General features: G+C 69.0%; 25 protein-coding genes, 1 tRNA gene and 1 pseudogene. 10 read left to right on the top strand and 17 right to left on the bottom strand.

What is annotated here, in order from left to right:
• Positions 1 to 33 precede the first annotated feature (33 nt).
• Positions 34 to 711, top strand: coding sequence for a class E sortase (locus ACF08N_RS12075; protein ID WP_392324490.1), 678 nt, complete (start codon positions 34 to 36; stop codon positions 709 to 711).
• 142 nt (positions 712 to 853) lie between these two features.
• On the opposite strand, the gene pknB is transcribed toward ACF08N_RS12075, so the two are convergent.
• The 6 genes from pknB to ACF08N_RS12045 form a co-directional block, all read right to left on the bottom strand.
• Positions 854 to 2,872 carry a Stk1 family PASTA domain-containing Ser/Thr kinase gene (gene pknB / locus ACF08N_RS12070; RefSeq protein WP_392324489.1) on the bottom strand — a complete coding sequence of 673 codons (2,019 nt, stop codon included), beginning with the start codon at positions 2,870 to 2,872 and terminating at the stop codon, positions 854 to 856.
• A gap of 167 nt (positions 2,873 to 3,039) precedes the next feature.
• Complete coding sequence (locus ACF08N_RS12065) at positions 3,040 to 4,500, bottom strand: peptidoglycan D,D-transpeptidase FtsI family protein (protein ID WP_392324488.1); 1,461 nt, start codon at positions 4,498 to 4,500, stop codon at positions 3,040 to 3,042.
• Positions 4,497 to 5,924, bottom strand: coding sequence for an FtsW/RodA/SpoVE family cell cycle protein (locus ACF08N_RS12060; RefSeq protein ID WP_392324487.1), 1,428 nt, complete (start codon positions 5,922 to 5,924; stop codon positions 4,497 to 4,499). The genes ACF08N_RS12065 and ACF08N_RS12060 overlap by 4 nt, the downstream gene beginning before the upstream one ends.
• A gap of 26 nt (positions 5,925 to 5,950) precedes the next feature.
• Positions 5,951 to 7,441: a Stp1/IreP family PP2C-type Ser/Thr phosphatase gene (locus ACF08N_RS12055; protein WP_392324486.1), complete on the bottom strand. Its 1,491-nt coding sequence runs from the start codon at positions 7,439 to 7,441 to the stop codon at positions 5,951 to 5,953.
• A 141-nt stretch (positions 7,442 to 7,582) separates the two neighbouring features.
• Complete coding sequence (locus tag ACF08N_RS12050; RefSeq protein WP_392324485.1) at positions 7,583 to 8,095, bottom strand: FHA domain-containing protein; 513 nt, start codon at positions 8,093 to 8,095, stop codon at positions 7,583 to 7,585.
• A gap of 10 nt (positions 8,096 to 8,105) precedes the next feature.
• A complete protein-coding gene (locus ACF08N_RS12045; protein WP_392324484.1) occupies positions 8,106 to 8,945 on the bottom strand; it encodes an FhaA domain-containing protein in 840 nt (279 codons plus the stop codon).
• A gap of 335 nt (positions 8,946 to 9,280) precedes the next feature.
• On the opposite strand from ACF08N_RS12045, the gene ACF08N_RS12040 reads away from it, so the two are divergent.
• Positions 9,281 to 9,367: transfer RNA gene (locus ACF08N_RS12040), tRNA-Leu, on the top strand.
• Positions 9,368 to 9,566: 199 nt separating this feature from the next.
• On the opposite strand, the gene ACF08N_RS12035 is transcribed toward ACF08N_RS12040, so the two are convergent.
• Both ACF08N_RS12035 and ACF08N_RS12030 read right to left on the bottom strand, forming a co-directional pair.
• Complete coding sequence (locus ACF08N_RS12035) at positions 9,567 to 11,318, bottom strand: hypothetical protein (protein WP_392324483.1); 1,752 nt, start codon at positions 11,316 to 11,318, stop codon at positions 9,567 to 9,569.
• A gap of 59 nt (positions 11,319 to 11,377) precedes the next feature.
• Positions 11,378 to 12,298, bottom strand: coding sequence for a hypothetical protein (locus ACF08N_RS12030; protein ID WP_392324482.1), 921 nt, complete (start codon positions 12,296 to 12,298; stop codon positions 11,378 to 11,380).
• Positions 12,299 to 12,409: 111 nt separating this feature from the next.
• On the opposite strand from ACF08N_RS12030, the gene ACF08N_RS12025 reads away from it, so the two are divergent.
• Positions 12,410 to 12,706 (top strand): multiprotein-bridging factor 1 family protein, encoded by a 297-nt coding sequence (locus ACF08N_RS12025; protein WP_392324481.1) that lies wholly within the window; start codon positions 12,410 to 12,412, stop codon positions 12,704 to 12,706.
• A gap of 259 nt (positions 12,707 to 12,965) precedes the next feature.
• On the opposite strand, the gene ACF08N_RS12020 is transcribed toward ACF08N_RS12025, so the two are convergent.
• The 5 genes from ACF08N_RS12020 to ACF08N_RS12000 all read right to left on the bottom strand — a co-directional run bounded on the left by ACF08N_RS12020 (position 12,966) and on the right by ACF08N_RS12000 (position 17,578).
• The gene (locus ACF08N_RS12020; protein WP_392324480.1) at positions 12,966 to 13,418 is read right to left on the bottom strand and encodes a hypothetical protein; all 453 of its coding nucleotides are present in this window, start codon (positions 13,416 to 13,418) and stop codon (positions 12,966 to 12,968) included.
• Positions 13,419 to 14,255: 837 nt separating this feature from the next.
• Entirely contained in the window at positions 14,256 to 15,512 is a 1,257-nt protein-coding gene (locus ACF08N_RS12015; RefSeq protein ID WP_392324479.1) for an MFS transporter, read from the bottom strand.
• Between the two features lie 7 nt (positions 15,513 to 15,519).
• A complete protein-coding gene (locus ACF08N_RS12010) occupies positions 15,520 to 15,984 on the bottom strand; it encodes an ArsI/CadI family heavy metal resistance metalloenzyme (protein ID WP_392324478.1) in 465 nt (154 codons plus the stop codon).
• 33 nt (positions 15,985 to 16,017) lie between these two features.
• Complete coding sequence (locus ACF08N_RS12005) at positions 16,018 to 17,373, bottom strand: NAD(P)-binding domain-containing protein (protein WP_392324477.1); 1,356 nt, start codon at positions 17,371 to 17,373, stop codon at positions 16,018 to 16,020.
• Positions 17,374 to 17,404: 31 nt separating this feature from the next.
• The gene (locus tag ACF08N_RS12000; RefSeq protein ID WP_392324476.1) at positions 17,405 to 17,578 is read right to left on the bottom strand and encodes a hypothetical protein; all 174 of its coding nucleotides are present in this window, start codon (positions 17,576 to 17,578) and stop codon (positions 17,405 to 17,407) included.
• Positions 17,579 to 17,767: 189 nt separating this feature from the next.
• Between ACF08N_RS12000 and ACF08N_RS11995 the strand changes: the two genes are divergently transcribed.
• The 6 genes from ACF08N_RS11995 to ACF08N_RS11970 all read left to right on the top strand — a co-directional run bounded on the left by ACF08N_RS11995 (position 17,768) and on the right by ACF08N_RS11970 (position 20,552).
• A complete protein-coding gene (locus ACF08N_RS11995; protein ID WP_392324475.1) occupies positions 17,768 to 18,232 on the top strand; it encodes an FAD-dependent oxidoreductase in 465 nt (154 codons plus the stop codon).
• Positions 18,233 to 18,240: 8 nt separating this feature from the next.
• Entirely contained in the window at positions 18,241 to 18,753 is a 513-nt protein-coding gene (locus tag ACF08N_RS11990) for a hypothetical protein (protein WP_392324474.1), read from the top strand.
• Between the two features lie 69 nt (positions 18,754 to 18,822).
• Positions 18,823 to 19,182, top strand: coding sequence for an ArsR/SmtB family transcription factor (locus ACF08N_RS11985; protein ID WP_392324473.1), 360 nt, complete (start codon positions 18,823 to 18,825; stop codon positions 19,180 to 19,182).
• Positions 19,183 to 19,478: 296 nt separating this feature from the next.
• Positions 19,479 to 19,814 (top strand): hypothetical protein, encoded by a 336-nt coding sequence (locus tag ACF08N_RS11980; RefSeq protein ID WP_392324472.1) that lies wholly within the window; start codon positions 19,479 to 19,481, stop codon positions 19,812 to 19,814.
• A complete protein-coding gene (locus ACF08N_RS11975) occupies positions 19,814 to 20,257 on the top strand; it encodes a MerR family transcriptional regulator (RefSeq protein WP_392324471.1) in 444 nt (147 codons plus the stop codon). Before ACF08N_RS11980 ends, ACF08N_RS11975 begins: the two co-directional genes overlap by 1 nt.
• The gene (locus tag ACF08N_RS11970) at positions 20,238 to 20,552 is read left to right on the top strand and encodes a hypothetical protein (protein WP_392324700.1); all 315 of its coding nucleotides are present in this window, start codon (positions 20,238 to 20,240) and stop codon (positions 20,550 to 20,552) included. Before ACF08N_RS11975 ends, ACF08N_RS11970 begins: the two co-directional genes overlap by 20 nt.
• Positions 20,553 to 20,649: 97 nt before the next feature.
• Here the strand turns inward: ACF08N_RS11970 and ACF08N_RS11965 are convergent.
• Positions 20,650 to 20,826: pseudogene (locus ACF08N_RS11965) on the bottom strand (FAD-dependent monooxygenase); the annotation flags it as partial.
• A gap of 135 nt (positions 20,827 to 20,961) precedes the next feature.
• On the opposite strand from ACF08N_RS11965, the gene pstS reads away from it, so the two are divergent.
• Positions 20,962 to 22,080, top strand: coding sequence for a phosphate ABC transporter substrate-binding protein PstS (pstS, locus tag ACF08N_RS11960; RefSeq protein WP_392324470.1), 1,119 nt, complete (start codon positions 20,962 to 20,964; stop codon positions 22,078 to 22,080).
• 30 nt (positions 22,081 to 22,110) lie between these two features.
• On the opposite strand, the gene ACF08N_RS11955 is transcribed toward pstS, so the two are convergent.
• The 3 genes from ACF08N_RS11955 to ACF08N_RS11945 are packed head-to-tail and all read right to left on the bottom strand — an operon-like array spanning position 22,111 to position 24,568.
• Positions 22,111 to 23,175, bottom strand: a complete 1,065-nt coding sequence (locus ACF08N_RS11955) for an ArsO family NAD(P)H-dependent flavin-containing monooxygenase (protein WP_392324469.1) — start codon at positions 23,173 to 23,175, stop codon at positions 22,111 to 22,113.
• The gene (gene arsB / locus ACF08N_RS11950) at positions 23,172 to 24,263 is read right to left on the bottom strand and encodes an ACR3 family arsenite efflux transporter (RefSeq protein ID WP_392324468.1); all 1,092 of its coding nucleotides are present in this window, start codon (positions 24,261 to 24,263) and stop codon (positions 23,172 to 23,174) included. The genes ACF08N_RS11955 and arsB overlap by 4 nt, the downstream gene beginning before the upstream one ends.
• On the bottom strand, positions 24,260 to 24,568 hold the full coding sequence (locus tag ACF08N_RS11945) for an ArsR/SmtB family transcription factor (RefSeq protein WP_392324467.1): 309 nt from the start codon (positions 24,566 to 24,568) through the stop codon (positions 24,260 to 24,262). Before ACF08N_RS11945 ends, arsB begins: the two co-directional genes overlap by 4 nt.
• Between the last annotated feature and the right edge of the window lie 87 nt (positions 24,569 to 24,655).

The raw sequence follows: 24,655 nt of genomic DNA, 5'->3' as shown, positions 1-24,655 counted from the left end.
CGGCCGAGACACTTCAAGACAGGAACAGGTGCAGTGGCACGTGCACGAGGCCGGATCGCCGGCGCCATCAGCGTCTTCGGGGAGCTGCTGATCACAGCGGGCGTGGTGCTGGGGCTCTTCGTCGTCTACTCGCTGTGGTGGACGAACGTCCTCGCCGATCGCGAGGCCTCCGAGCAGGGCGACCGGATGCGCGACGGCTGGGCCGGCAGCGGCCCCGGTGAGCTGGACACCAAGGACGGCATCGGCTTCCTGCACGTACCCGCGATGAACAACGGCGAGGTGCTGGTCAAGAAGGGCACGAGCACCAAGGCCCTCAACAACGGGGTCGCCGGCTACTACACCGACCCGATCAAGTCCGCGCTCCCGTGGGACGCCAAGGGCAACTTCACGCTGGCGGCGCACCGGGACGGTCACGGCGCCAAGTTCCACAACATCCACAAGCTGCGCGAGGGCGACGCGGTCGTCTTCGAGACGAAGGACACCTGGTACGTCTACAAGGTCTACAAGACGCTCCCGAAGACCTCGAAGTACAACGTGGACGTGCTGCAGCCGGTCCCGAAGGAGTCGGGCAGGAAGAAGCCCGGCCGCTACATCACGCTGACCACGTGCACGCCGGTCTACACGTCGGACTACCGGTACATCGTGTGGGGCGAGCTGGAGCGCACGGAGAAGGTGGACGCCAAGCGGACGCCTCCGGCGGAGCTGCGCTAGCTCCACGGCATCGACGGACACCGCACGGAGTCACGGCACGGGAAAGCCCCGGCACTCTCAGGAGTGCCGGGGCTTTTCTGCCGGAGGCCGGTGGCCGGTGGTCGCCGGCCACCAGTCGCCGATCGCTGGTCCGGGAAGGACCTCAGTCGCCGTCGTTGCCGCCGATGAAGCCGCCCCCGCCGCCATTGCCACCGCCGTTGTCGCCGCCCCCGCCGAACGTGGCGAGCACGATCTGCGTGGTGGCCGGATCGGCCGGCGTGCCGGGCGACGGGTTCGAGCCGGTGACGATCGCGTTGTCGTCCTGCGGATTGCCCGGGGCGATCACCACATTGGTGAAGCCGGCCTGCGCCAGGATCTGCTTCGCCTCGGACACCTTCTTGCCCAGGATCTCGGCGGGCACCGGGACCTGCGTCTGCTGCGGCCCCTTGGACACCTGCAGGGTGACCTTGGAGCCCTTGGCGACCTTGCCGGCCGGCGGGTCCTGCGCGACGACCTGGTTCGCGGGCTGGTTCGAGTCGACGTCGACCCGGACCACCTGGAACTCGAGGAGCTCCAGCTGCCCCTTCGCGTTGTCGAACTGCTGGCCCACCACGTCCGGCAGGTCCTGCTTGGCCTGCTTGGCGACCGTCAGCGTGACCTCGGTGCCCTTCTCGACCATGGACCGGCCCGCCGGGTCCTGCTCGAGGACCGTACCGGGGTCCTCCTCGGCGGACTCGACCTCCTTGACGTCGACCTTGAAGCCGTCCTCCTCCAGGAGTTCGGTCGCCGACTCGACGTCCTTGTCGACCACGTCGGGGACCCTGACCTTGGGCGCGCCCTCCGAGACGACCACGTTGACCGTGCTGCCCTCGGGGATCTCGCCGGTCTCGGGGTCCTGGCTGCAGATCCTGCCCTTGGGCTGGTCACAGCGCTCGGTACCGGACTGCTGGACCTCGACCTTGGCGTTGTCGGCCCGATTCTGGGCTTCGTCCAGCGTCATGCCCACCAGTTGGGGCACCGGCACGGTGTTGCTGCCGCCGCTGTCGCCGAAGACCGACCGGCCGATGAGCACCGCGCCGATCAGGACGAGGATGCCCGCGATCACCAGCAGGACCGTCGAGGTGTTCGACTTCTTCTGGCGTCGGCGGTCGGGGCGGTCGTCGTAACCGCCGTAGCCGCCGTCGTCGGGGTTCACCGGCGGAAGCATCGAGGTCTGGCCGGCCGGGTCGGCCTGGCGCAGCGCCGTCGTCGGCTGGTCGTCGGGGCCGTAGCCGCCGCCGTAGCCGACCGCACCCATCGCCGCCGTCGCCGCGACCGGCTGACCGTCGAGGCACGCCTCGATGTCGGCGCGCATCTCGTCGGCGGACTGGTAGCGGTAGTCGGGGTCCTTGACCAGGGCCTTCAACACGATCGCGTCCATCTCGGGCGTGATCTCGGGGTCGAAGTTGCTGGGCGGCTGCGGCTCTTCCCGCACGTGCTGGTACGCCACGGCCACAGGGGAGTCGCCGACGAACGGGGGGCGCACGGTGAGGAGCTCGTAGAGGAGGCAACCGGTGGAGTACAGGTCGGAGCGGGCGTCGACCTGCTCGCCCTTCGCCTGCTCCGGGGAGAGGTACTGCGCGGTGCCGATGACCGCCGCGGTCTGCGTCATGGTCATGCCGGAGTCGCCCATGGCGCGGGCGATGCCGAAGTCCATGACCTTGACCTGGCCGGTGCGCGTCAGCATGACGTTCGCCGGCTTGATGTCGCGGTGGACGATGCCGTTGCGGTGCGAGTACTCGAGCGCCTGGAGGATGCCGATCGTCATCTCCAGCGTGCGCTCGGGCAGCAGCTTGCGGCCCGAGTGGAGCAGCTCACGCAGGGTGGACCCGTCGACGTACTCCATGACGATGTACGGGATCGAGACTCCGGCGCCCCCGCCGGGGGCGCCGTCGTACACCATGTCCTCGCCGGTGTCGTAGACAGCGACGATCGCCGGGTGGTTGAGCGAGGCGGCCGACTGGGCCTCACGGCGGAACCGGGCCTGGAAGGACGGGTCGCGGGCCAGGTCGGCCCGCAGCGTCTTCACGGCGACGGTGCGGCCGAGCCGGGTGTCGTGGGCGAGGTAGACCTCGGCCATGCCACCACGGCCGAGCACCGAGCCCAGTTCGTACCGGCCGCCGAGGCGACGCGGCTCTTCCATAACCTTCCAGCCCTCTCCGTCAGTCCCGACCGCACCCCTGTGTGGTCCGCCGGTGTGCTGTTCGCGCAAAGGCTACCGGGCACGTACTGCTTGATCCGCCCGGGAGCGACAGCTGATACCCGACCGGTATCGCAAAGTGCAGGTATGCGAGTCGGGAGTGATCCTCGTCACTCCTGTTCGTCGAGTACCGCCTTCATCACGGCCTTGGCGATGGGGGCCGCGAGGCCACCACCGGAGATGTCGTCGCGGCGTGCGTTGCTGTCCTCGACGACGACAGCGACGGCGACGGGTGATCCGTTGTCGCCCTTGGCGTACGAGATGAACCAGGCGTAGGGGTTCTTGCTGTTGTTCTCGCCGTGCTGGGCGGTACCGGTCTTGCCGCCGACCTTCACGCCGCTGATCGCGGCGTTTCCGCCGGTGCCGTTCTCGACGACGTTCTCCATCATCTGCTGGAGGAGCTGCGCGTTCTCCGCGGAGATCGGGCGGCTCATCTCCTCCGGGTCGTTCTGCTGGATGGTGTCCAGGTTCGGCGAGACGAGCTTGTCGATCATGTACGGCTTCATCAGCCTGCCGTCGTTGGCGATGGCCGCCGTGACCATGGCCATCTGGAGCGGTGTGGCCGCGGTGTTGAACTGGCCGATGGAGGACTGCGCGTTGCCGTCCCGGCTCATGTTCTTGTCGTAGACGGAGGCGGCGGCGCGGACCGGGGTGTCGATCTCCGGGTTGTTGAAGCCGAAGCGCTCCGCCATCTCGACCATCTTGTCGCGGCTCACGTCGTCGCCGAGCTTGGCGAAGACGGAGTTGCAGGAGACGCGCAGTGCCTCGTTCAGGCTGGCGTTCTTGCAGCCGCCGGCGTGGTTGACCATCGGCGTCCGGGTGCCCGGCAGGATGTACGGCTCCGGGGTGTCGGTCGGGGCGTCGATGTCGTCGATGGCGCCGTACTCCAGAGCCGCGGCGGCGGTGAGCACCTTGAACGTGGAGCCCGGAGGGTAGGTCTCGCGCAGCGCGCGGTTGAGCTTCGGCTTGTCCTTGTCCTTCTCCAGCGCGATCCACGCCTTCTCGTCCTTGGCCGAGTAGCCGGCGAAGGAGGAGGGGTCGTAGGACGGCGTGGAGGCGAGGGCGAGGATCTTGCCGGTCTTCGGGTCGATGGCGGCGACGGCGCCCTTCTTGTCACCGAGTCCCTTGAAGGCGGCCTCCTGGGCCTTGCCGTTCAGGGTGGTGACGACGTTGCCGCCCTTCTTCTGGTCGCCGGTGAACATCGACATGGTCCGGTCGAAGAAGAGCTGGTCGGAGTTGCCGCTGAGGATGCCGTCCTCGAGCTTCTCGAGCTGGTTGGCGTCGTACGCCTGCGAGGCGTACCCGGTCACCGGCGCCCACATGGGGCCGTTGACGTAGGTCCGCTTGTACGTGAAGTCGGTGTCGTCCGTCTCGACGGAACCGGTGATGGCCTTGCCGTCGACGATGATGTTGCCGCGCTCGTGGGCGTAACGCTCGATCTGGACACGGCGGTTGAGCTTGTGCGTGTTGAGCTCGTCGGCCCGGACGTACTGGAGCCAGTTGTCCCGGATCAGCAGGGCGAGGACGAGCAGCCCGCAGAAGATCGCGATCCGGCGCAGGGGCTTGTTCACGGTCGGACCACCTGGGTCATCTCGGCGTCGGGGGACGGGGCGGGCGCGGGCGCGGGACGGCGCGCCGTGTCGCTGATCCGGATCAGGATGCCGATCAGGGCCCAGTTGGCGATCACGGAGGAACCGCCGGCGGCGAGGAACGGCAGGGTCATGCCGGTCAGCGGGATGAGCCCCATCACACCGCCGGCGACGACGAACACCTGGAGCGCGAACGCGCCGGACAGGCCGATCGCGAACAGCTTGCCGAACGGGTCCCGGGCGGCGAGCGCCGTGCGGACACCCCGCTCGATGAGCAGGCCGTACAGCAGGAGGAAGGCCATGGCGCCGGCGAGACCGAGCTCCTCGCCGACGGTGGCGAAGATGAAGTCGGAGTTGGCGGCGAAGCCGATGAGGTCGGAGTCGCCCTGCCCCAGACCGGTGCCGAGTGTTCCGCCGGCGCCGAAGGACATCAGGACCTGTGTCATCTGGTCACAGGCGTAGGCCATGTTGGTGCCCGCGGGTGCGGTCTCCAGGCACCCGAAGGGGTCGAGCCAGGCGGCCACACGGGACTGGACGTGGCTCGCGAACTGCGAGACGACGACCGCACCGCCCGCGGACATCAGCAGACCCATGACAATCCAGCTCGTCCGCTCGGTGGCGACGTACAGCATGATCACGAACATGCCGAAGAACAGCAGCGAGGTACCGAGGTCGTTCTCGAAGACCAGCACCAGCAGGCTCATGGCCCAGATCGTCAGGATCGGTCCCAGGTCACGGCCGCGTGGCAGGTAGAGCCCCATGAAACGGCGGCTGGCCAGGGCCAGCGCATCCCGTTTCACCATGAGGTAGCCGGAGAAGAAGACCGCGATGACGATCTTCGCGAACTCGCCGGGCTGGATCGAGAAGCCGCCGACGCGGATCCAGATCTTCGCGCCGAAGACGTTCGCGCCGAGACCCGGAACGAGCGGAAGCAGCAGCAGGACGAGCGCCGCCGCCATCGAGATGTAGGTGTAGCGCTGAAGGATGCGGTGGTCCTTCAGCATCAGGAGCACGCCGACGAACAGGGCGACACCGAGGGCCGAGTACATCAGCTGGTTGGTGGCCTGTGCGGAGAAGTCGGGACGGGCCTGGAGCCGCGGTGACTGGTCGAGGCGCCAGATCAACACCAGGCCGAGTCCGTTCAGCAGCGTCGCCAGCGGCAGGAGCAGCGGGTCAGCGTACTTGGCGAACCTGCGCACCACGAGGTGGGCGACGCCTGCGAGCAGACCGAGGCCGAGCCCGTAGCCGAGCGTGCCCGTGGGCACCTCGCCGTTGAGAGCGAGCCCGGCATTGAGGTACGCGAACACCGGAATCGCGACGGCGAATCCGAGCAGCATCAGCTCGGTGTTCCGTCGGCTCGGTGCGTCGATCGCACCGATCGTGGTCGTGTTGGTGACAACGCTCATGGTGGAGAAGGCCCCCTACGGCCCTGTTACTGCTTGCCGCAGTTCGAGGCCAGCTTCTGCTCCTCCTCCGAGAGGGTGGGACCCGGAGAGGGAGCGGCTGCGTTCGGCTTGGTCTTGGCTGTCTGGGCGGTGGGCGTCCCGGCGGCCTCGCCGTCGCCCTCACCGGGCGGCGGGGTGCTGGCGCGGTCGGCCGCATCGCGGCGCTGCTCGTCCTTCTTGCAGGCGGTGGCCTGGCGGGCGAGCTCGTCGATCTTTGCCCGGGCCTTGCCGAGGCTGTCCTCGGTGATCGTGGCCTCCACCTGCTTGCGCTGGTAGGGCGGTAGGTACTTGAGTTCGATCTCGGGGTGGTCCTTCTCCACATCCGAGAGCGAGACCCACGCGAGGTCCTGGCTGATGCCCCGGTAGAGCGCGACGTGCTCGTCGTTGGAGCCGACGTAGTACTGGGTCTGCGTCCAGCGGTAGCCGCCGTACAGTCCGCCGCCCACGACCGCGAGGGCGAGGGCGACGAAGAACGATCGCTTCAGCCACTTGCGGCCGCCGCGCTCCTTGACGAAGTCGTCGTCCGTGAAGGACCCGAAGGAGCCGTCCGGCGGCATGCCGCCGTATCCGTCGCCGGAGCCGGGCGGGCCGAAGCTGCCGCCGGGGGCCGGCGGTGCCGAGGAGCGGCCGAGGCCCGCCGCGCGGCCGGCCGGGGTCTGCATGGCACCGCCGTCGTTCAGCTGGTGCTGGTTCTCGGCGACCGCGCCGACGACGACCGGGGTGTCGCTCAGCTGCCCGGCGAGCGTGTCGCCGGAATCGGTGTCGAGGACGTCGGCGACGATGCAGGTGATGTTGTCGGGGCCGCCGCCGCGCAGGGCGAGCTGGATCAGGTCCTGCACCGTCTCCTGCGGGCCCTGGTAGCTGGCGAGCGTCTCCTCCATCGTCTGGTGGGAGACGACGCCGGACAGGCCGTCGGAGCAGATCAGGTAGCGGTCGCCGGCGCGGACCTCGCGGATGGAGAGGTCGGGCTCGACGTGGTCGCCGCTGCCCAGCGCGCGCATCAGCAGGGAGCGCTGCGGGTGGGTGGTGGCCTCCTCCTCGGTGATGCGGCCCTCGTCGACGAGCCGCTGCACCCAGGTGTGGTCCTGCGTGATCTGGGTCAGCACGCCGTCGCGCAGCAGGTACGCGCGCGAGTCGCCGACGTGGACGAGGCCGAGGCGCTGACCGGTCCACAGCAGCGCGGTGAGCGTGGTGCCCATGCCCTCGAGCTGGGGGTCCTCCTCGACCATCATCCGCAGCTGGTCGTTCGCGCGCTGCACGGCGCTGCCGAGCGAGGTGAGGATGTCGGAGCCCGGAACGTCGTCGTCGAGCGTGACGAGCGTGGAGATGACCTCGGAGGAGGCGACCTCACCGGCGGCCTGGCCGCCCATGCCGTCGGCGATGGCGAGCAGGCGCGGGCCGGCGTAACCGGAGTCCTCGTTGCCCTCGCGGATCATGCCCTTGTGCGATCCGGCGGCGAAACGCAGAGAAAGACTCATGCGCACCTCGCCCGTCGGCTCGCCAGGCGTTTGTCGCGCCAGCCGGTCTCGAGCCACACTGCCCACCCTCCGGTCGGGAGCCCGTGCCGGTCGCCCGTGGGGACCGCTGCGGCTCGCTCGCTCCGCTCGCTCATTGTCGTACTACTTCCGCAGCTCGATGACGGTCTTGCCGATGCGGATCGGCGCGCCCAGCGGAATCGGTGTCGGGGTGGTGAGCCGGGTCCGGTCGAGATAGGTGCCGTTGGTGGACCCGAGATCCTCGACGATCCACTGGCCGTCTCGATCGGGGTAGATCCTGGCATGCCTGCTGGAGGCGTAGTCGTCGTCCAGCACGATGGTGGAGTCGTGCGCGCGGCCCAGGGTGATCGTCTGGCCCTGGAGGGCGACCGTGGTGCCCGTGAGGGTGCCCTCGGAGACGACCAGCTTCGTGGGCGCCCCCCTGCGCTGGCGGCCGCCCGCCTGCTGGCGCTGCTGCGGCGGCGCCGCAGCCTGGCGCGCCTGCTGGGGACGGGCGTCCGCGGTGCGGCGTGAGCCGCGCTGCGTGACACGCGTCCCGAACAGGTCGCTGCGGATGACCTGGACGGCCACGATCACGAACAGCCACAGAACAGCCAGGAAACCTAGCCGCATGACCGTCAGGGTCAGCTCTGACATTGCCCCCGCTTCACCCTTCGGCTTGCCGGTAAACGATGGTGGTGCTGCCCACGACGATCCGCGAGCCGTCGCGGAGCGTAGCGCGGGTGGTGTGCTGCCCGTCCACCACGATGCCGTTGGTGGACCCGAGATCCTGGATCGTCGAGGGCGTTCCGGTCCGGATCTCACAGTGCCGGCGCGAGACGCCGGGGTCGTCGATCCGCACATCGGCGTCGGTGCTGCGACCCAGCACCAGCGTCGGGCGGGAGATCTGATGGCGTGTGCCGTTGATCTCGATCCAGCGTCGTACGTGCGCGTTCGGCAGGGCGCCCGGAACCGGGGCGCGCTGGCCGGCCGCGGGGCCGGGGCGCCGGTCGCCGGGCATGCCGGGCGGCGGTGCGGCGGGCATGGGCGGGGCGCCCGCCGGCGGGTAGCCGTAGCCACCGCGCGGGGCGCCCTGCTGAGCTGCCGCGGGGCCGGGGGAGCTCTGTGACGTACTCGACGCCAGAGTGCGGCTGCGCACCCGGTACAGACCGGTGTCGAGGTCGTCCGCCTTCTCCAGGTGCACCTTGATCGGGCCCATGAAGGTGTAGCGCTGCTGCTTGGCGTAGTCCCGGACCAGGCCCGACAGCTCGTCGCCGAGCTGGCCCGAGTACGGGCTCAGGCGCTCGAAGTCGGGAGCGCTGAGCTCGACGATGAAGTCGTTGGGGACGACCGTCCGCTCGCGGTTCCAGATCGTCGCGTTGTTGTCGCACTCGCGCTGGAGGGCGCCCGCGATCTCGACGGGCTGGACCTCGGACTTGAACACCTTGGCGAAGGTGCCGTTGACCAGACCTTCGAGACGCTGCTCGAAACGCTTCAGGACTCCCATGGGGCACCTCCTCCGTCATTGTCGCCCTGGTACTGCTTACTGATCGTATCCACGCGTCGGGAAATCGGCTGGTTCCCCTTGTCTGCCCCGTCGATGAGTGTCACCTCTCACACGGATCGTAGAGGCGGCCTGAGAACAGTGTCCCGCACCCGGGGTGCATCAAGGAGGAGTGGGGGCAGGCCGCTCTTCGTTCCCTCTCTGCTCGCCTCGTTCCCTGTTCGCTCCGAGAGGCTCCGAAACAACGGATGTGAATCCACCCTGTGCAGCGTGCTAATCTTCTGCATGTCGCCAGGGGGCAGCACCAAGCCGGTGAAGCACCCGACGACACACCCAATGCGCGGGTGGCGGAATAGGCAGACGCGCTGGATTCAGGTTCCAGTGCCCGCAAGGGCGTGGGGGTTCAACTCCCCCCTCGCGCACCATGAGAAACCGACGAAACGGGTTCTCACCAGAGACGAAAGTCCTGGTGAGGGCCCGTTTCTCGTTGTCCGGGAGCAGGGTGGCCCAGCCGCAGGGTCGATTTACGTGATTTCAACGTGAAAGAGCCCACATCATGGCATGCGTCACGATGCGGGCCCGGATCTTCGTTTGATCTTCAGTGGGTCCGGCCGGCCTTGATCACTAACTGGTCTGGGCGAGGTAGCCGGTAGGTGTCCAGCTGCCCAGTGGCTTGGTGCGGCGTCGGTGATGGGTGCGCCTGCGGGGGCGCCCTCCGTTGAGGGCGAGGGTCTCGACCCAGTTCTTGATCTTCCGGCGGTTTGCGTGGGCGAGCTGGAAGACCAGGAGGATGGTCTGGGCGGCGATGCCGCGGATGCGGCGGGAGCCGGCGGCCTCGATGGCCTCGGCCAGGGGGTTCTTCGCGTAGCCGTTGTAGCCCTCGACGCTGTTCCGGAGCCGGAAGTAGACCTTCTGCCATTCCGCGTCGCCGTACTCCAGGGCCTGCCAGTGCTTGGCGCCTTCGGCCGGAGCGAGAGTGACGCTGCGCTGGCGGCAGACCTTGAGCGGTCCTGCCGGGCTGGGCTCGGGGTCCACGAGCGGAAGATGGATGCCGCGGCCCATGCTGCGCGGTTTGATCGGGCACTGCGCCTTCCCGGCCTCGGCCGGGCACATCACGCGCTGATGGCCTTCCGCGTCCTCGTTCTCCTTGGGCATCAGGCGGTAGGACTTGCGGGCGGCGATCAGCCGGGCCCAGGTCTCGCGGTCGATGCGCTCGTCGTAGAGGTCCTTGGTGGCGTCGATCAGGGGCTGGGGCATGGACGGGCAGTACCAGGTGCCCTCGACGAGGATCGCGCCCTGGGTTTCGGCCTGCTTGCCGAGCTGGTCAACGCGGTAGTCGTAGACCGGTTTGAAGCCGAGGGCCCGGACGGGCAGCTGCCACTCGTCGGGGTCGGAGTTGTTGTACGCGAGGTCACCGGCCAGGAAGCCCGGCTTGTATCCCCGCTCGCGGAGGCGGCTGAGGATCTTGAGACCGTTGTAGGCGGGGCGGTGGCCGGGCTTGTCGAGGGAGACGCCGAGGACGAGGGCGGGCAGTACCTCCGGGTTCGGGGTGTTGTCGTTCAAGAGCACCTGGTCATGGCGGGCATCGCGGGTCACGGCCAGCGCGGCGTCGAAGCCGAACAGGTACTTGGCCCGCTTCTTCAGGGATTGGCGCTTCCCCTTGGTGGAGCGCTTTGCCTGCTTGTCGCTCTTGGCGCGGGCGCGCATGGCGTCTGCGACCGGAATGGTGTCCGGGTCACGGTGGTCGCCGTCGCGCACGTACCAGCCCGCGTCCGGGTCGGTGGCGAGTTCGGGGCCGTTGGTCTTGCGGCCTCTGGAGAAGGTGCGGATGGGTGTGGCGTCCACGGCCAGGGAGCCATCGGACAGCTCGGCGAGAAGGCCCTTCAGGGGGCGTACGGAGGCGTCCAGGACGAACTCGGTGAACAGGGCGAGGCGGTGCTCGCGGGCAGCCAGCGTCTGTGGGTCGGCTGCGGCGGTGAGCCGCTGTGCCTCCTCGCGGGCCAGGCGCTTGTTGGCGGGGAGCGGGGAGGGGTCCATGGCCTCACGCATCGCGTGGAAGAGCCGGCGCACCACGGCGTAACTGGCCTCGAATCCCCGGTCGTCGTCCGGGTAGGGAGGGACGCCCAGATCCTGGCGGGCTTGCGGACTGGTGCTGAAGAAGAGGATGTCGGTGACCCGCTCCAGGACGATCCTTCCCGCGTTCAGTTGGGTGCACAGATGGAGGCCGATCAGCAGGGTCCGGAGACCGAGGTTGCGGGGGCGCCCCTTGCCGAGGTGGACGAACTCCTGGAGCAACGGGACGAGGTCGCTGCTGTCGACCTCCTCAGCAGCGGCCGCGACATCGTCGTCCGAGAGGAGCCGACGCTCCGCTCGCATGGCGAGCAGTCGCTCATGGCGCTCGTTGGACGCCGCAGGGGGAGCGCAGGGACTGGCCATCAGTCGCCTCGCAGAAGTGCGGCAGCCTCGGCGGCGGGGATACCGGCGAGGAACGGCAGAATCCGCGAGAGCCCGTGGAACGTGTCGACCCCAGCGGCCGCGACGATCACAGTGATCGGAACTCGGGCGTTGAAGAGATCGACGAGCCAGGTGGAGCGCAGACGTCCCATCGCCAGTTTCGGGACGCCCTGGCTGGGCTTGGTACGGGCGAGGAAGTTCGTCACCGTGTTGGTGCCTCTGCTGTGACACGCGGGACGGAACAGATAACTGGCCGTGCCAGGGGCTTCGAGCCGCTCGGCGGCCGCTGCCAGGACCGGCTCCCAGCGGCGCCGGGTCAGGATCTCGCGCTCGCGCGGCGGCCGGGTTGCCACGACGACCGGCCCTTGACTGCCGGGTGGCCGCCGGACGTCGTGGACGCGGAGAGGGATGACCTCGGGCGAATCAAGGCCGCAACCGAGACCCAGTGCGAGCAACGTCCGGCATCCCCAGCGGAGTTCGTCGGTGGGCTGGCCGCCGGCCCAGCCCCATAGGTCGGCGATCTCCGTGGCTGTGTAGGGCCGGTTCGGGGAGGCGGCCGAGAGCTTTGCCGGCTTGCCCGTGCGGCACTCGGGGCCGATGACGACCTCGCGCAAACGCAGGAGCCGGGAACGGTAGTTGCCCCGGGTGCCTTCGGATGCCTGCGGGCAACCCACCGCGATGAACCGCTCGATGACCTCTCGCGACAGCCACACCTCCGCACTCGACGGCAGGCCCTCGCCCACGCAGAAGAGCGCCAACTGGGACAGAGCGCTGAGAAGTTCACGCGCCTGGTACGGGACGAGGGGATCGGCGACCAGGACGACACGGCGTACCTCGTCGCCGACGCGGCTCCACCCCGCGGGGGAACCGGCCGGTCGATACGAGTTGATCCGCTGAGTCATCACATGCCGCCAGACCAGCACCCCAGCAGGCGGGGTGCTATTCGAATAACATCTATCCGTAGTGGCGACCGCATGCGACCGGGGAGGACCGGATGGGTCAGACTTCACCTCATGCCTCAAGGAGATGCCCGACGACTGCCGCCGCGCGCCTACTGCGCCGACGGTGTCTGGCCTGAGGCCGTCATGGCGGAGCACCACGGCGCGCGCGTCGCCCAGGCCATGGCTGCCCGGCTCAAGGCCGCCGTCGACGACAAGGGCTGGTCGATCGCACACCTGGCCCGTATCAGTGGCGTCGGTCGTTACACCATCGCCAAGGCGCTCGCCGGTGAGGCGTGGCCGGACCTGCTGACCATTGCCAACCTGGAGAAAGCGCTGGAGTGCGACCTCTGGCCGGGGCGCGACGTGTAAGAGGTGCGGGTCGGGGACGAGGTGCGCAAGGGGCAGCGGTCCGCGGAAGGGCTGTTCGATGCTGAGCACGTGCTGGGTCATCCCTTCGAGCGAAGGGCAGGACCGTATTTCGTCGCGTGCTACCGGCGGCGCTCGGCCGCTCGTAAAATGCAACACGGCGAACTGATCCGGCTCCCTGGAAGGTTCTCGGTTGGGTTCGTCACTGTTGGCCGCCACCTCGGCCTGGACTCCTTGGTGGCGGCCTCTCTCATTTGTCGATTCAGGGCTGGTGCTTTGTCACGTACTGGTAAAAGGCATTCGGAAGCTTGGCCAAGGAGCCGGCCTTGGCCAGTTCGTCCATGGCCACCCGCACACTCTTGACCTTCGCTACTTCGTCAAGAGCGCTGGCCACGTCGGAAACCTTCCAGTGGCGTTGCGGGTCCTGGCCGAGGAGGGCCAGGATGCGGACCTTGCGGGTCGGGGCCTGGAAGCTGCTGGTGGAGCCGGAGTCGGCGTCGGCGTGGTGGTCGTCCGGGGACTTGCGCTGCTCAGGGATGCCGGAGCGGCACCATTCCTCGAACGTGTGCCTGGCCTTCAACAGTTGACGCATGAGCTTCACCTCCTGTCGCACCTTGAAGAGCTCCTGCTGCAATTCAACCTCTCTCTCCTCCAGGAGACGGAGCTGCTCTTCGGGGTCACCGGCCAATTTTTCCCAAGGAATGGTCTCGATCATTTACAGAACCCTACCTATGAGAGGGCATAACTTGCCTTGCCCGCAAGGGGTACTTCACTCGAAGTAGCGACATGATCAATTACCTATGTCGCGAGCGAGTCGAACTGATTCGAATGCTGTCTTTTTCGAGGAAAGGCCTGTCTCTGTGGAGGAACGTTTTTCTGGGGATGCGTGGAAAGCAGGCCTGTAAGCGGGGATATTTCAAGAGCGTGCAGCGGGCTGTCTTCCAGGCGTGCCTTGATATGTAGGGGTGTGAAGGGGGGCGTTGTCCGGCGGGAAGCCAGGGGCATCGGACGGCATAGATGGCGCTGGTGCCTTCGCGTGGCCGTGCGTCGAGCCAGCCCTGTGCGGCATAGGGGGGCGGACGCTAAGGGCCTACGCCGCGATCGGTCCCCCGTGAGGGGAGAGAGCCGTTACCCGGTGTAGGAGGGGAGGCAAGGCCGTTGCCGCTTGTATGGCTCGGACGGGTAACAGGCGGATGGCCTCGACAGTGGGCGGCATGCACAGCACGACCCCTGCTCGCTGTGGCAGGCAGGAGTACAGCCCTGTCTGGCACAGAGTGCGCCTGGATCGATGGAAAAGGGCTCTCCCCCTGGCTGCAGTTGGCGCGAAGGGAGAGGTAAGTGCGCACAGGCACGGGGTGCAGGGCTGTTGCGGCCCTGTGCGGCCCAGACGAAGCTCGGCTTGTCGCCGTAGGGAGACAGGGGATGGCCCCGCAGCCCGTACGAGCCAGGGGTAACTCGGGTTATGCAGCTACCCAGGATTGCCAGGCCTGTCGCGTCAACGCGGTTGGCGAGGACCGGCCGGCCCCGGGCAAGGGCGTCGGGGCCGCGCACTTCAGCGGCTATCGATTGCCACGTGCTCCTCGGCACCACGTCGGCCAGGACGCCCGACACCTGTGCCGAGTGCAAGGACGACAGCCATTCCTGACACGGCGGAAAGCCCGGCGAAGAGGGTCGGATAGCCGCCGAGTGCGTCGGCTGCGGCGGCACCGGCCCACGGTGCGATCGCTGCCGCGACCATGACAGGTGCGCCGAGAAGGCCGGAGAGATGCCCGTATGCGCTGGTCCCCCAGCGGTCCGACACAGCGGTCGCCTGGAGGAGGGTGAGGTTGCCGCGTACGACTCCGGCCAGCACGGCGAGGATGATCAGCAGCGGGATCGGCCCGGGGACCAGGGCGAAGGCCGCAGTGGTCGCGCCGCCCGCTGCGATCAGGGCAGTGGTGCGTGCGGCAACGCCGGTCCTGCCGGCCAGGGCGGCGTACAGCGTCCGTCCGAGGGTCTGTCCGGCGCCGCCGAGGCCCAGGGCCCAGGCGGCAGTTGTCGCGTCTGCGCCGCGTTCGGTCAGCAGGGGGACCAGGCCGAAGACGACGGCACTCATGGCGAAGCCGGAGAGGGTGAAGGCGGCGGCCAAGAGACCGAAGGGGCGCGTGCGGGTCACGCGCCGGCCGTCGGAGATGTGCGGGGTGGCGGCAGTCGGTGCCGGCGGCCACGGGGCGCGCAGCGCGAGGGCGTGGGCAGGGATGGTTACGGCGGCCAGGATGGCGGCGAGTACGACGTAGGTGGCGCGCCAGCTGAGGTGCTCGGCGAGGGCTGCGGTGAGTGGGGCGAAGACGGTGCTGGCGAGGCCGCCGGCGAGCGTGATGACGGTGAGGGCGCGTACCCGGGCGGTGCCCCACCAGCGGGTGACGGCTGCGAAGGCCGGTTGGTAGAACGTCGCCGCCATGGCGGCACCGGCTGCGATCCACGCGGCGAAGAACACCGCGAGGTTCGAGGCGGTGGCGACGGCCAGGATCGAAAGGGTCGCGAGAACGGAGCCGGCGGTCATGACGGCGTGCGGGCCGCGGCGGTCGAGGATGCGGCCGACCGGGATCCCAGCGGCTGCCGAAATCAGCAGGGCCACGGAGAAGGCACCGGTCGTCGCGCCCGCAGACCATCCGGTCTCCGCGGTGATGCGCGGCAGGAGGACCGGGAAGGCGTAGTAGACGATTCCCCAACTGGTGATCTGGGTGGCGCAGAGCGCGGGCAGGACAGCGCGAGGCCGCGACCGGTCCCCTGTCCCGGTCGCGGCCTCTTGGGTGCGAAGGCTGGTCATCGCAGGTTCAGCAGCAGCCGCCGGCGGTGACAGGGGCCCCCGCATCGGTGTCGGCGGTGGTCCCCCGGCTGGTGCAACATGTGCTGCCCTGTTGCTTGGTCAGATTGTCGGCGTCGGCCTTGACGACGTACACCTCCCATGGCTCCTGGCCGGGCCCGTGGACCCAGACCTTGTCCTGGAGGGCGTAGCAGCAGCTGGTGTCGTTCTCCTCCGCTGTCGCCAGGCCTGCCTCGCTCAGGCGGGTGGCGGCCGCGTGGACGGCCTCGGTGCTTTCGACTTCTACGCCGAGGTGGTCCATCCGGGTGTCTTCGCCCTGGCCTTCGATGAGGACGAGCTTGAGCGGGGGCTCGGTGATGGCGAAGTTGGCATAGCCGTCACGGAGCTTGGCAGGCTCGGTGCCGAAGAGCTTTGTGTAGAAGGCGACGGATGCAGCCAGGTCGGGGACGCGCAGGGCGAGCTGTATGCGGGACATGGCGGTCCTCCTGCTGGGGTGGGTGGGTGAGCGTCAGCAGCCGCCGGAGGTGGCCGGGGCGCCGACGCCGATCTGGAGGGTTGCCGGGGCCGCGCAGCAGCCGCCTCCGGCCTGCGCGGTCTCGGGCTCGTCGAACAGCCCAGCCCCTCCGCACACGCCGGTCTCGGGGAGCGTCAGCTCGACGCGCTCGGCGGCCTCCTGGTCCCCGGCCAGAGACGCGGCGATGGAACGGACCTGCTCGTAGCCGGTCCTCGCGAGGAAGGTCGGCGCGCGGCCGTAGGACTTCATGCCGACGAGGTAGACGCCCTGCTCGGGGTGGGAGAGCTCGTTCACTCCGTGCGGGTACACCGTGCCGCAGGAGTGCTGGTTGGGGTCGATCAGCGGGGCCAGCTCGACGGGAGCCTGGAGCCGCTCGTCGAGGCCGAGACGCAGCTCGTCCAGGAAGGACAGGTCGGGGCGGAAGCCGGTGAGGACGATGACCTCGTCGACCGCGTCGAGGCGTCGGCCGTCCTCGGCAACCAGGACCAGCTGTTCGCCGTCCTTTTCCACTGCTGCCGTGCGGAAGCCGGTGACCGCGTCGGCGTACCCGTTGTCCACGGCCGCCTTGGCCGCCAGGCCCAGCGCGCCGCGGGCGGGGAGCTGGTCGGCTTCGCCGCCGCCGAAGGTGGAGCCGCTGATGCCGCGGCGCAGGATCCAGACCCCGTGGGTGCCGGGCTCGTCCTTGGCCAGGTCCGCGAGGTACGCGAGAGCTGTGAAGGCGGAGGCGCCGGAGCCGATGACGGCGGTGCGCTTGCCCGCGTAACGGGCGCGGACGGCGGGGTCCTTGAGGTCGGGGACCCGGTAGGAGATCCGGTCGGCCGCCGTGCGCTCGCCGAGTGCGGGAAGTCCGTTGCCGCCGAGCGGGCTCGGCGTGGACCAGGTGCCGGAGGCGTCGATGACCGCGCGGGCGGGGAGGCGCTCCTCGGTGCCGTCGGCGCTGCGCACCTGCACGACGAAGGGCTGCTGCTCACGGTCCGCGTCGACGATGCGGTCACGGCCGAGACGGGAAACACCCGTGACCTCGGCTCCGTAGCGGACCTTGTCGCCGAGGACGTCGGCCAGCGGCTGAAGGTAACGCTCGGCCCAGTCACCCCCCGTGGGGTACGTGGCCCCGTCGGGCGCCGTCCAGCCGGTGGGAGCGAGGAGCTTCTCGGCCGCCGGGTCGACGAGCTCGGCCCAGGTCGAGAACAGCCGGACGTGGCTCCACTCGCGCACCGCGCTGCCCGCGGCCGTTCCGGCCTCCAGGACCAGCGGCTCGATGCCGCGGTCGACGAGGTGGGCAGCAGCGGCCAGGCCGATCGGCCCGGAGCCGATGACGACGACGGGAAGCGGGGAGGACTGCGCGTTCATGGGTCTGGGCCTCTTTCTTGGCGTGGGTGAGTCAGGCGCGGAAGCCGGCGGTGAGCATCGACTGCTCAAGGCGGGAGCGGTGAGCCGCCGTGCGGCAGGCCTGGTCGCACACCTGGGAGCAGCTGTCACAGAACTCCGCCATGGAGGGACGCCGGGACGCGACGCCGGCCAGAGCGGCACGCACCTGAGTCAGCAGGGAGGCCATCCGAACTCCTTGGTTTGAGATCTGTCGATGTCTTGTGTGATCAGCATGGCACCTGTTTCGATGTGCGTCAACATAGACATTCATCAAATCTGGAGGGATGGCGATGGAGCACGTAGAGGTCGCGGTGATCGGCGCCGACAGTCGGGGCTCACCGCGGCAGGAGCCCTGCGTGAGCAGGGGATCGAGCCGGTGATCCTCGAGGCATCGGACCAGCTGGCCGGGGCGTGGCCGCACTACTACGACAGCCTCACCCTGTTCTCCCCCGCACGGTTCAGCGCCTTCCCGGATGCACCCTTCGCCGGCGACTGCGACCGCTACCCGCGCAGGGACGAGGTCGTCGACTATCTGACCCGCTACGCGGAGCGGCTGGGCGTCGAGATCCGTACCAACACACGGGTCGAAGCTGTCGAGAAGGCGGACGGCGCCTTCGTCGTGCGCACCGCGGACGGCCGCACCCTCACCTCGGTAGGAATCGTCGCGGCCACGGGAGCCTCCGGCAATCCGGTGCGGCCCGCCTTCCCCGGGCAGGAGGGGTTCACCGGCGAGCTCCTGCATGTCGCCGACTATCGCGAGCCCAAGGCGTACGCAGGCAAGCGTGTCGTCGTCGTGGCGGCGGCAACTCAGCCGTCCAGGTCGGCTACGAACTCGCGCTGACGGCCGAGGTGACGCTTGCGAGCCGGGCCCCCATCCGGTTCCTGCCGCAGCTGCGGGACGGCAAGGACATCCACCACTGGCTGACCGGTGCGGGCTTCGACCACCTGCCTCCTGAGTGGCTCGTGCACTTCGTCGGCGGCACGCTCGTCCTCGATGACGGCCGGTACCGGGCCGCCATCGAGACGGGCTCGTTGGAACGACGGCCGATGTTCACCGCGCTGGACGGTGATGCTGTCGTGTGGGACGACGGCACCAGGGAGCCCGTCGACGTGGTGTTGCTCGCCACGGGCTACCGGCCGAATCTCGGGTACCTGCAGCCGCTCGGCGCCCTCGGTCCGGATGGTTCGCCCCTCCACAGCGGCGGGATCTCCCTCACGCATCCCGGGGTGGTCTACCTCGGGCTGGAGTTCCAGCGATCATTCGCCTCCAACACCCTGCGGGGGGTGACCGGGGACGCGGAGTACGTGATTCCTCCGCTGGCTGCCTTCGTCCGGAAGGCCCCGGCCGCGGCCGGACTCTGAGCCGATGACGGTGTCCCGGTTGTCGAGGCACCCCTCGCCCATTGATTCGACATGTGTCAACATAGGCACATGTCGAATGCGCAGGTGTTGCCGCTGCTGGAGTCGGAGGTCGAGCCCTGCTGCCCGCCGCTGACCGAGCGGCCCTTCACTGCGGACGAGGCGGTGCGCACAGCAGCCATGTTCAAGGCGCTGGGCGACCCGGTCCGGCTGCGGCTGTTCTCGGCCGTCGCCTCGCACCAGGGCGGTGAGGCGTGCGTCTGCGACATCTCCGACGTCGGCGTCTCGCAGCCCACTGTCAGCCACCACCTGAAGAAGCTCAAGGAAGCGGGCCTGCTCACCTCCGAGCGGCGCGGCACCTGGGTCTACTACCGGGTGGAGCCGTCAGTCCTCGCAGCCATGGGTCACATCCTCGGCCGGTACGCCGCCTGACCGTCGGGGCTTGAGCGATCGACCGGCGTCTGGCGGAGCTCCGCGCGACCCGTACGGCACTACGGGCTCTGGCCCAGCGGGCGGCCGCAATCGACCCAGACACCTGCGCCGAGGGCGAAATCTGCAGCATCGTCACCGCCCCGGCCCCGGCCCCGGCCAATGCCGCACCGCCGGGCCCGGCAGTGTGCTGAGCAGGGCCGGGACCCCCGGGGGACGACTTGCATCCGGTACCTAGGTACAGGTTTACCGTCGGAGATGTCCCCACCAGCGGGGACCTGACGACGGGAGTGAGCACGATGAGCGATCTGGATTGGGTGCCGCAGTCCTGCACGCTGCCCACCGAGGAGCGGCCCCTGCGGGTCGCCGAGTGGGATGCGCTGTTCGCCGAGCGGCTGACCGCACTGTCCCGTCCCCAGCCGCTGCGTCTGCGCCTCGACCTGGCCGACGGACCGAGCGTCGAGGACCGGGTTCGTGACCTGGTGGAGCGCGAGGGCGGCTGCTGCTCGTTCTTCACCTTCACCATCACCCCCGGCCAGGAACGGATCCACTTGGACATCTCGGTGGACGCGGCACACGAGACGGTTCTGGAGGCCATCGCCGCGCGCACCGGTTTCGCCGGGGAGCCACGGTGATGGCGGGCCTGCGTAGTGGTCAGGTCGCCGAGGCGGCCGGGGTGAACATCCAGACGCTGCGCTACTACGAACGGCGCGGCCTGCTCCCCGAGCCGGAACGCAGCTTGGGCGGTCACCGCCTGTACGGGGGTGAGGCGGTGACCACGCTGCGCGTGATCAAAGCCGCCCAGCGGCTGGGCTTCACGTTGGATGAGGTCGCCGAGCTGCTGGAGGCCGGCCGCCACCGCCACGGCCGCCCGGTGGCCGGGCTGCAGGAGCGCGCGGCCACCAAGCTCGCCGAGGTCGACGCGAAGATCGCGGACCTGACCACTATCCGCACCGCGCTTGCCGCGGCTGTCGAGGCGGGCTGCGACGACCTGACCGTCTGTGCCTCCAGTGCCTGCTGTCCCATCCCCTTCACCGATCTCGCCGAGGAGAACCGCCATGCCGGACCCTGCTGCTGACCCGCGCCCGCAAAAGACCCCGAAGGCGCTCGCGGGCCTGGCCGCACTGGCCTGCGTGGCGTGCTGCGCACTGCCCGTCCTGATCACCGCGGGCGTTCTGGGCGCCGGTGCCGGGGCGGTGGTGGGCTGGCTGCCTGCCCTCGCCGTCGTCCTGGCCGTGCTCGCCGGCGGGACCTGGTGGCTCGGACAGCGCCGCCGCTCCTGCTCCTGCGGGCCGAAGACCGCAGGCGAGGGTGGATGCGGCTGCAAGGCGTCCACCAACCCTGTGAAGATCGCCAGCACCGGCCGCCGATAGGGTCGCCTGCACGGTTGTCGCTACGACCTGGCAGATGCATCCTCAGCTGCACCGCCGGGTTCCCGCGGCGGATCAGCTCCTCCGAGATCCCGAACGGGGCGAGAGCCTCCAGCGTGCGCGGTTGGATCGCGAGCGCGCGTGACTCGCTGGCCCGGCCCAGATGCAGGTCGACGATGCGGAACCTGGCCCCATGCGCCTGCAGTTGAGCCGCGAGGGCCAGACCGGTCGGGCCGGCACCTACGACCAGAACGTCGAGCGGTGGCTCGGCACTCATGACAGCAGTGTGCCGCGTCAGCTGCTGGTCGCCCAGCAAGCGACATGGCGACAACAGATGTTCGTCGGTTCGTCACCCCAGAGCCAGGTACATAGGCAAGCATCTATGTACCTGCCTTTCGGAGAGGACCAACTGGTGCAGCATCAAAGGGCGAACCGCAGACGTCTGCTTTCCGTGTGCGCCACCGCCGCGGCGGGCGTCATGCTCGTGTCGGCCTGCGGTATCGGTGGCGAAGCGGACGACGCGCCGCCCACCGCCACGTCGAGCGGCATCGCCTGCGCCAAGGAAGGCAAGCTGGCGGCCTCCGGTTCGACCGCGCAGCAGAACGCGATGAAGTACTGGATCGGGCAGTACCAACTGGCCTGCCCCGGCGTGCAGATCCGCTATGTGCCCATCGGGTCCGGCGGCGGCGTCGCGCAGTTCCTGCGGGGAGCGACGGTGATCGGCGGAACGGACACCCCGCTCACGGAGGAAGAGTTCGAGATCACTCGTGAGGTGTGTCCCGGTGGGAGGGCCATCGACCTGCCCATGGTCGGCGGCCCGATCGCCATCGGCTACAACCTCGACGGCGTGGAGGACCTGGTCCTCGACGCTCCGACCCTCGCGAAGATCTTCGACTCGCAGATCACCACGTGGAACGACGAGGAAATCCAGCGCCTGAATCCCGGCGTCCAGCTGCCGGCGACCGAAATCACCGCCGTGCACCGCTCCGACGGCTCGGGCACCACGCAGAACTTCAATGCCTATCTCGCCGAGGCGGCGCCGGCCGAGTGGCCGTACCCGAAGGAGAAGGCGTGGCAGGCCAAGGGCGGCCACTCCGCCGCCGGATCCGACGGGATCGTCTCGGCTGTGCGCGGTACGGACGGTGCGATCGGCTATTTCGAACTGTCCTTCGCCAAGGCGGAGAACATCCCGACCGTCAGGTTGGACACCGGCGCACCGGAGCCAGTGGTCGTCTCCGCGCAGTCCGCGTCGGCAGGCATCGCCGCGGCCCAGGTCGCCGGCAGCGGCAAGGACATGACGCTGGAGTTCGACTACCGGACCAAGGCCCCCGGGGCGTATCCGATCGTGCTCGTCACGTACGAGATCGTCTGCGCCACCGGTAACCGCCCGGACGTCCTGCCCGCGCTCAAGTCCTTCCTCACCTACACGGCAAGCGAGGAAGGACAGAAGGATCTTTCCCGGATCCACTACGCCCCGCTGCCGGACAGGGTGGCCGCCAGGGTTCGACACGTGGTGAGCACTCTCTCGTGAGCCCCCGAGAGCCATCGCCAGGCTGCGGAGTTACGCCCCCGAGCTGAGTAGCGCCGCTATCTCGCGTGCTGCTTCGCGGGCGGGGCGGCCGACGCCGATCAGGGTGGCGGAGGCCGGCCCGGTCCAGTCGCCGTAGCCGAGCAGGTGCAGGCGGGGCTCGGCCACGGCGCGGGTGCCGTCGGTGGCGATGCGGCCGCGCGTCCCCCTCAGCCCCAGCGGGGCGAGATGCGAGAGCGCGGGGCGGAAGCCGGTGCACCAGATGATCGCGTCCGCCTCCGCACGGGTCCCGTCCGCCCATTCGACCCCTCGCTGGGTGAGGCGCACGAACATGGGCGCGGCCCTGAGCAGACCGGCGTCGCGGGCTCCGCGTACGGGCGGTACGGCGACGATGTCGCCGAGCGAGGCGACACCGCCGACGTCGGTGCGGCCTTCGTCGAGGGCGCGGCGGCGTGCGGTGGCGACGTCGAAGAGGACACGGCCGTCGATGTCGTCGGCGAGGTACCGGGGCGGGCGTTGCGTCACCCAGGTCAGTTCCGCCTCGTACGCGAGGTCCGCGGCGATCTGCGCGCCTGAGTTGCCCCCGCCGACCACGACCACCCGCTGACCGGAGAAGTCCTGCGGCCGGCGGTACGCCGCGGTGTGGAGTTGTGCGCCGGAGAACCGGTCGCCGCCGGGCAGCGCGGGCAGGAAGGGTCGCGACCAGCTGCCGGTGGCGCTGACGACTGCGCGGGCCTGCCACTCGCCGCAGTCGGTCATGACCCGCAGACCCGGTCCGTCGCGATGGACGCTCCGCACCTCGACACCGTGCTGGACGGGCAGTTCGTAGCGTTTCTCGTAGTCGGCGAGGTATTCGACGACGTGCTGCGCGTCGGGGTAGGTCTCGCCCTCCTGCGGGTGCATGAGGCGGCCGGGCAGCGAGGAGTACGCGGCCGGGGAGAACAGGCGCAGCGAGTCCCACGTGTGCTGCCAGGCGCCGCCGGGCGTGGACTGGGCGTCGAGAACGACGAAGTCCTGGCCCTGGCGGCGCAGGTGGTAGCCGGCGGCGAGCCCTGCTTGGCCGCCGCCGACCACCACCACGTCGACGCGTTGCGTCATGAACCCAGCCGGGCGGCCGTGAACCTCTTGCGCCAGGCCAGGGACACGTAGACCAGCGCCACGAGGACGGGGACCTCGATGAGGGGGCCGACCACGCCCGACAGGGCCTGGCCGGAGGTCACGCCGAAGGTGGCGATGGCGACGGCGATGGCGAGCTCGAAGTTGTTGCCCGCCGCGGTGAACGCCAGTGTCGTCGTGCGCTCGTAGTTCAGGCCGATCATCTTGCCCAGCAGGAAGGTGCCGAACCACATGACCGCGAAGTACACCAGCAGCGGCAGCGCGATGCGGGCGACGTCGAGCGGCTGCGAGGTGATCGTCTTCCCCTGCAGAGCGAAGAGGATGACGATCGTGAAGAGCAGGCCGTACAGCGCCCACGGGCCGATCTTCGGCAGGAAGGTGCTCTCGTAGGACTCGCGGCCGAGCTTCTTCTCGCCGATGCGGCGGGTCAGGAAGCCGGCCAGCAGCGGCACGCCCAGGAAGATGACGACGTTCAGCGCGATCTTCCACATCGAGATGTCGAGGCTCTCGCCGTCGCCGAGGCCCAGCCAGCCGGGCAGCAGGTCGAGGTAGAACCACCCGAGGACACCAAAGGCGATGACCTGGAAGACGGAGTTGAGGGCGACGAGGACGGCGGCGGCTTCGCGGTCGCCGCACGCGAGGTCGTTCCAAATGATGACCATGGCGATGCAGCGGGCGAGACCGACGATGATCAGGCCGGTGCGGTATTCGGGCAGGTCCGGCAGGAAGATCCACGCCAGCGCGAACATCACCGCCGGGCCGAGGACCCAGTTGATGACCAGCGACGACACCATGAGCTTCTTGTCGCCGGTGACCGCGTCGAGCTTGTCGTAGCGGACCTTCGCCAGCACCGGGTACATCATGATCAGCAGGCCGACGGCGATCGGGAGCGAGATGCCGCCGATCTCGACCTTGGCCAGGGCGTCGTTGAGACCGGGGATCAGGCGGCCCAGGCCCAGGCCGAGGCCCATGGCGAGCAGGATCCAGACGGCGAGGAAGCGGTCGAGCGTCGAAAGCTTCGCGACGACCGAGGTCTCCTCGGTCGTCGCGGGTGCTTCGGTGCGGGTCACGGACAGGCCCTCTTGTTCTCTGCGGCGGTACGGGCGGACTCGGCCAGGTCGGCGAACTGGCCGGCAACGGAAGCGATGACGTCGGGGCGCAGCTTGTAGTAGGTGAAGCGGCCGCACGGCTCGGTCTCCACGACCCCGGCCTCGCGCAGAACTCTCAGATGGTTGGAGAGATTGGTCTGCTTGGCACCCGTCTCCTCCACGAGGTGGGTGGTGCAGAGCATCTCCCGGGCGAGCAGGGTCACGATCCGGAGCCGCAGGGGATCACCCAGGACTCGGATCAGCTCAGTGTCGACTGACGTCATCATGTACTGATACTCTCACATCAGTGGTGGATGACACCACCGGGTACTGAAGTCATTCGTGCCTGATGTCGTCGTGAGACAAGAGAGACC

It is taken from the genome of Streptomyces sp. NPDC015127 (assembly GCF_043080095.1).
Classification (GTDB): domain Bacteria; phylum Actinomycetota; class Actinomycetes; order Streptomycetales; family Streptomycetaceae; genus Streptomyces.
This window is presented reverse-complemented; position numbering and strand designations above follow the sequence as displayed.

Bases quoted from the DNA above. Each gene is read 5' to 3' on its own strand.
- ACF08N_RS11975 (WP_392324471.1), top strand. From the start codon at position 19,814: ATGGCGGGCCTGCGTAGTGGTCAGGTCGCCGAGGCGGCCGGGGTGAAC.
- ACF08N_RS12060 (WP_392324487.1), bottom strand. From the start codon at position 5,924: ATGAGCGTTGTCACCAACACGACCACGATCGGTGCGATCGACGCACCG.
- ACF08N_RS11955 (WP_392324469.1), bottom strand. From the start codon at position 23,175: ATGACGCAACGCGTCGACGTGGTGGTGGTCGGCGGCGGCCAAGCAGGG.
- ACF08N_RS12005 (WP_392324477.1), bottom strand. From the start codon at position 17,373: ATGAACGCGCAGTCCTCCCCGCTTCCCGTCGTCGTCATCGGCTCCGGG.
- ACF08N_RS12045 (WP_392324484.1), bottom strand. From the start codon at position 8,945: ATGGGAGTCCTGAAGCGTTTCGAGCAGCGTCTCGAAGGTCTGGTCAAC.
- ACF08N_RS12030 (WP_392324482.1), bottom strand. From the start codon at position 12,298: ATGACTCAGCGGATCAACTCGTATCGACCGGCCGGTTCCCCCGCGGGG.
- ACF08N_RS11945 (WP_392324467.1), bottom strand. From the start codon at position 24,568: ATGATGACGTCAGTCGACACTGAGCTGATCCGAGTCCTGGGTGATCCC.
- ACF08N_RS12020 (WP_392324480.1), bottom strand. From the start codon at position 13,418: ATGATCGAGACCATTCCTTGGGAAAAATTGGCCGGTGACCCCGAAGAG.
- ACF08N_RS11985 (WP_392324473.1), top strand. From the start codon at position 18,823: ATGTCGAATGCGCAGGTGTTGCCGCTGCTGGAGTCGGAGGTCGAGCCC.
- ACF08N_RS12035 (WP_392324483.1), bottom strand. From the start codon at position 11,318: ATGCGAGCGGAGCGTCGGCTCCTCTCGGACGACGATGTCGCGGCCGCT.
- ACF08N_RS11980 (WP_392324472.1), top strand. From the start codon at position 19,479: ATGAGCGATCTGGATTGGGTGCCGCAGTCCTGCACGCTGCCCACCGAG.
- ACF08N_RS12015 (WP_392324479.1), bottom strand. From the start codon at position 15,512: ATGACCAGCCTTCGCACCCAAGAGGCCGCGACCGGGACAGGGGACCGG.
- ACF08N_RS12055 (WP_392324486.1), bottom strand. From the start codon at position 7,441: ATGAGTCTTTCTCTGCGTTTCGCCGCCGGATCGCACAAGGGCATGATC.
- pknB (WP_392324489.1), bottom strand. From the start codon at position 2,872: ATGGAAGAGCCGCGTCGCCTCGGCGGCCGGTACGAACTGGGCTCGGTG.
- ACF08N_RS12025 (WP_392324481.1), top strand. From the start codon at position 12,410: ATGCCTCAAGGAGATGCCCGACGACTGCCGCCGCGCGCCTACTGCGCC.
- ACF08N_RS12050 (WP_392324485.1), bottom strand. From the start codon at position 8,095: ATGTCAGAGCTGACCCTGACGGTCATGCGGCTAGGTTTCCTGGCTGTT.
- ACF08N_RS12010 (WP_392324478.1), bottom strand. From the start codon at position 15,984: ATGTCCCGCATACAGCTCGCCCTGCGCGTCCCCGACCTGGCTGCATCC.
- ACF08N_RS12000 (WP_392324476.1), bottom strand. From the start codon at position 17,578: ATGGCCTCCCTGCTGACTCAGGTGCGTGCCGCTCTGGCCGGCGTCGCG.
- ACF08N_RS11970 (WP_392324700.1), top strand. From the start codon at position 20,238: ATGCCGGACCCTGCTGCTGACCCGCGCCCGCAAAAGACCCCGAAGGCG.